Annotated in this window: 6 protein-coding genes; all 6 read right to left on the reverse strand. The window is 68.1% G+C overall.

Annotated elements, in window-relative coordinates; translation table 11 throughout:
• On the reverse strand, positions 1-366 hold a 366-nt coding region (locus EB084_19835; GenBank protein NDD30516.1), incomplete at its 3' end, for a hypothetical protein.
• Positions 367-382: 16 nt separating this feature from the next.
• Positions 383-673, reverse strand: a complete 291-nt coding sequence (locus EB084_19840) for a hypothetical protein (GenBank protein NDD30517.1) — start codon at positions 671-673, stop codon at positions 383-385.
• Positions 674-847: 174 nt separating this feature from the next.
• Complete coding sequence (locus tag EB084_19845; GenBank protein NDD30518.1) at positions 848-1,369, reverse strand: hypothetical protein; 522 nt, start codon at positions 1,367-1,369, stop codon at positions 848-850.
• A gap of 43 nt (positions 1,370-1,412) precedes the next feature.
• Complete coding sequence (locus EB084_19850) at positions 1,413-1,940, reverse strand: superoxide dismutase family protein (protein NDD30519.1); 528 nt, start codon at positions 1,938-1,940, stop codon at positions 1,413-1,415.
• A gap of 102 nt (positions 1,941-2,042) precedes the next feature.
• Positions 2,043-3,020, reverse strand: a complete 978-nt coding sequence (locus EB084_19855) for an amidinotransferase (GenBank protein ID NDD30520.1) — start codon at positions 3,018-3,020, stop codon at positions 2,043-2,045.
• Positions 2,992-4,389 (reverse strand): sulfotransferase, encoded by a 1,398-nt coding sequence (locus EB084_19860; protein ID NDD30521.1) that lies wholly within the window; start codon positions 4,387-4,389, stop codon positions 2,992-2,994. Before EB084_19860 ends, EB084_19855 begins: the two co-directional genes overlap by 29 nt.
• Positions 4,390-4,680: the final 291 nt, after the last annotated feature.

Below are 4,680 nucleotides of genomic sequence, written 5' to 3' on the forward strand. Positions count from 1 at the left end.
CTCGTTGCGAACCCGTGAATCCGGCGCGCGGAACTGCGTGGGAAAGTCCCAGTAGAGCCAGCGACGGCCGATGCTCCCCGCGGGATAGGTGCGCTCGTACCCGGCGAAGAGAACCCCTCGCGGCGACAGCACGACAGGGTAGATCACAAGCTCTCCCCGTCCGTCGAGAACTGCGTCACGGCTGCGCATGCCCACGCGCCGAACACTCAACGAGCAGTCATCGGTCGCGGGGGTCAGCTCGGTGGGACCTGGACGGGTTCCAGGGAGCACCCAGTCCCGCGAGAGCGGACGGGCCATCAGCGCGTCAGAGAGGGCCAGAATCAAAAGAAGGGCCGCGAGACCTCTCGCCAGCCCGAATCGGGTCATGTCGGCGTGGCGCCCTCTACCGTCGTCGATTCAGCGCCACGGCTGCAACGCCCACAGCCGCCAGAGCCCCGAGGGCGAGCACCGCGGTGCGTACAAGCGTGCCGAACATGAGCGTGAGGGTGATCTTCACCGCGAAGAATGCCGCGACGAAGACCAGGAATGCAACCAGGTAGGTGGCCAGTTTTCGCATGGGAGCCTCCAGACCGTCTGTGCGCCGCGCAGATGCGCGATGCTTTGAGTATACCACGTTCGAGAGAGGGCGCAAAGGGGCATCGGTGACCGGATGCAGAGAATCGTCGGAGGGCACGGGCTCTGGTCAGCGCCCGCCGCTCGTGGGGCCATGCGCGGAAGCGCGCGCTGGGCCGTCGCGCCAGAAAGCGCAGCGCGCGCCTCACGAGCCTCGTCTGACAGCGTTCACAGCGACGCGTGGCCGTCATTCAGCGCCGTTTGCGCGCCCTGGACCCAGGTGCGCCTCGCCGGGTCAGTGCGGCGGGGTGGGGGTTCGCTGGCGGACGTGACGTTTCTCGATGATGACGCCACTCGGGCTGTGCACCTTGGCGTAGCGCTCGCCCACGATGTCGCCCCCTTGCGCGGGGACGGTGTAGCGCTCGCTCTTCTCGACCACCAGGCGCTGCGTGCCATCGGGGAGCACCTCGGTGGTCTCGGAGAAGATGATGCTGCTCGACCCCCTGTGCACGCCCTCGACGTTCACGATTCGCTCGAGGCTGATGCGATCGAAGGTGGTGGGATCGTGGTCGACGTGGGTGAGCGACTGGTTGTAGCCCACATCTTCCCACTCGAGCCTGCCGCCACGGATCTTGTCGACCACGCTGCCTCCCTCGGGAACCAGCAGCGCGTCACGCACGATGGAGACGTGCCCCTCGTGAAGGGTGTGCAGGTTGTCTCTCTCGATAGCCTCTTTGAGATGCGCGTACTCGGCCACCACGGCGACCCCGTCGATCTCTTCGTCGAGACTCTCTTCCCAGCCCGGTGAAGTGCTCATGAACCCTCCTCGCAGCAGCGCTTGCGCGTTGTCATGTTCTGCATCAGTGCTTCACGGGCCCCGCGACGCCGATGACCCCGCAGGCCACACGACGTCCGGCGTTGCCCGCCGGTTGCGACGTCAGGTCGTCGGCGCTGGCGTGCACGATGACCGCGCGTCCGATGACGCTGTCTGCCCCCTCGAGGCTCAGACCCGCGTCGGCCACATCGAGGTGCGCCTTGCCCTCTGCGTCGGCAACCAGGTTGCCCAGGTCACCCGCGTGCCGGTTCGGAGCGGTGGGGCCAGCGTGGTGCATCTTGTGGGGGTTGTAGTGTCCGCCGGCCGCAGACGCATCATCAGACGTGGCGTCACCGAACTCGTGGACGTGAAAGCCGTGCGCCCCAGGCGTGAGCCCCGTGATGTCAGCCACCACGTGGACCTTCCCGTTCTCCTGGATGAACCAGACCGTGCCCGCGACATGGCTGTCCTTGGTGGGGTGCAGCACCGCCACGGCTCTCACCGGATCAGCGGCGCGGGCTGCGGCCGTGACCGCGGCAAGAAGGACGAGCACGCAGATGATCGCTCTCTTCATTGGGGGGGAAACCTCCGTGCAGGAATGCTTTATCGCCGAGGCTTCGGGAAGGAGAACCCGCTCCCCTCTCTGCCTGCCCGGCACGGCAGACCGCCCCCCCCGTCACGCGCCGCGATGCAGGATGCCCGTGAGACACCCCAGCCCACCCGCGGCCCGCAGGTACTGATCGACCCCGACCTCTTCGCAGACCACACCCGCACGAACGAGCGTGGCTCTCACCTCAGGCGCGCCAGCAGGCATGAGAACGTGACGTGGCCGCAGCGTGACGAAGTTCATGGCGCGCCCCCAGCGCGTCTCGTGAGAAGGCTCGAGCGCGATCAGACGGATGCCGCGACGCTCGAGAGCGCCCCGGATGCCTCGGGTCAGACGCTCGGCGTTCACCGCTGCGAGATCGTGATCGATGAGATTCACCACGCCGAGGAGATGCTGCACTCCCTTGGGCAGCGTCACGGCCAGCGCTTCGACCCCCTGCGAGGCGAGCACCCGCCGCACCTGCGCATACCCTTCGCGATTCGTGCGCCGCCCCACGCCGACCAGCACGGTCTTGGCGTCGAGCCAGAGCGCGTCTGCCCCCTCGAAGGTGCCGCTCCCGTGCACCGCGGCCACCACCGGGATCCCCGCAGAGGCCAGGGCCAGCTGGGCATGGCGCTCCTCCCCTGCCCGTTGCTCCGCCCCCATTCGTCCCACGACCGCGCCTGCCGGGGTCATGAGGAACAGGTCACGCATGAACAGGAAGTTCGGAGGGGGAGGGGTTGCGGGTCGGTGCAGGATCACGTGAACCCCGTGGGCGCGCATGCTGGCCGCAATCGCCTCGGTCTCGCGCCGCATCGCGTCGACATCGACGCGCTCGAGCATGAGCCACCGATCGGGCGGCTCCGGGAAGTCGAGCTCAGCGCCTGGCACGGCCAGCATCACGGCGCGTAGCGGCGCGACCTCGGAGGAGACGCCGCATCGGGTCCAGAGACGCCCCTCGCACACCTCGGCCGCATGGCTTGCGACCCGTGGGCGATACCCCTCTCCCCCGTTTGTGGCACGACCGGACAGGGGGTCTTCAGGGCCAGGTCTGCGGATCTTCGCCATATCCCAATCGCTCCATCGTCTCTCGAACCTGGGGCTGACGCAGCACCCGCTCGAGCATGTCGGCCCGCTCGAACCACCGACGCTGTCGCGGAGGAGAGGTGGCCATCACCGGTGGGAGCCCTTCATCGAGAACCCGGCGCAGCCCCGCGTCGAGCGTGATGCCGAGCCATTCACAGAGGCGACGCAGGCAGCTCTCGCGCACGGTCGGCGACCCCACCAGCTCGTCGAACCGAAGGCGCAGGCGGTCGACATCGCGGTGCGCATCGAGAAAGCGCAGCACGGCGTCATGCGCTGACCGCCACTGAAACGCGCAGACGTCGATGAGCGGCTCAGACGTGTGCGCCCGCCACCCGGGAGGGAGGTCATACTTCCACCAGCGGGCGGCCTCATCATCGAGCGCTTCGGCGTACCCTGCGATCTCGAGGCGCCGCTCGAGGCGATGGGCGTGGAACCCGCGATAGCGCCAGCCGTCGACGAGGCCGTTCACGGCGGCCGGCGCGCTTCTCAGCAGATGCAGCACCCGGAACCGCGCGTTCGGGAAGAACGCGCGCAGGAACTCGAGGCGATAGGCGTTGCTCGGCGTCTTCACGATGAGAGGCCGATTCTGGAGATCTTCGAGCGCAGCCAACCGCCAGGGGCGAATGGTCACGAACGGCGGCTCCTCGACGAGCAGCGTGCCCGGCGCGCCGAGCGGCCGCGCCAGCTCGGGGGCCTCGCGCGCCACGACGTCGTCGGCGATGTCGTAGAACCAGGCGTTCAATGCGGGATGCCCAGGGCGGAGCGCCTCGAGGAGACGCACGTGGAATCGCGACACATCGGTGCGGGGATCGACCTCTGCGGCGATCTGGCGTGCAAGTGACGCCACGCGGTCCCGGTCAAAGACCTCCTCCGGCCACTGCAGCCGCAGACGAACCGCGACCTCATCGAAGAAGCGCTCCAGTGCGGGCGCGTCATCGCAGACCACGCCCACGTCACGCGCCAGAAGCCGATCGAGCGCCTCTGCCGAAGCGCCGGCCGCCGATCGCGCGTCGAGGGCGTCGGAGTCGGTGGCGCTCTCCGGATGCGAGAGGCCGCTCAGCACGAAGAAGGGATTGACCTCGGCGCGCAGATGGAGCAGCTGGGGGGTCTGCCGCAGCATCTCGGCGAGCATGCTCGACCCTCCGCGCGAGCTCGACGCCACGATGACAACCTCACGAACATGGTGACGCACCCCATCGGCGAGACCCATAGATGGGGCGGCGCTCGATTCGACGAAGGCTCGCGCGACCTCGATCGCCGCCACGCGGCGCGCATCGGGAGGCTGCGTCGCAGCGCCCTGCTGCAGATCCTCGCGATCTCCTGACATCGCCCACGGGTGCCCGACGCTCACGTCCCCGCATTTCAGAGCAAGGCATGCCGACTCCTGCGCATGTGCACCGGATCACGCAGGCAGAAGCCATCGCGAGCGCGAAGCCTTATCCAACACCCCCCTCGCCCAGGCTCTGTCTGGCCTGGCGGCGGTCACGAGAAGACGACGGGCATGTCATCGAACGGTCCAGACAATCCGTTTTCAAAGCTCTCCATCATCAAGGCGCGTCTGCGCTCCGACGAAGAGGCCTCCGGCCATTCCGTCGGGGGAGAGACGCGCCTTATCGAGCCTCCTGCCGCGGGCCAGTACGTG

Source organism: Pseudomonadota bacterium (assembly GCA_010028905.1).
Lineage (GTDB): Bacteria > Vulcanimicrobiota > Xenobia > RGZZ01 > RGZZ01 > RGZZ01.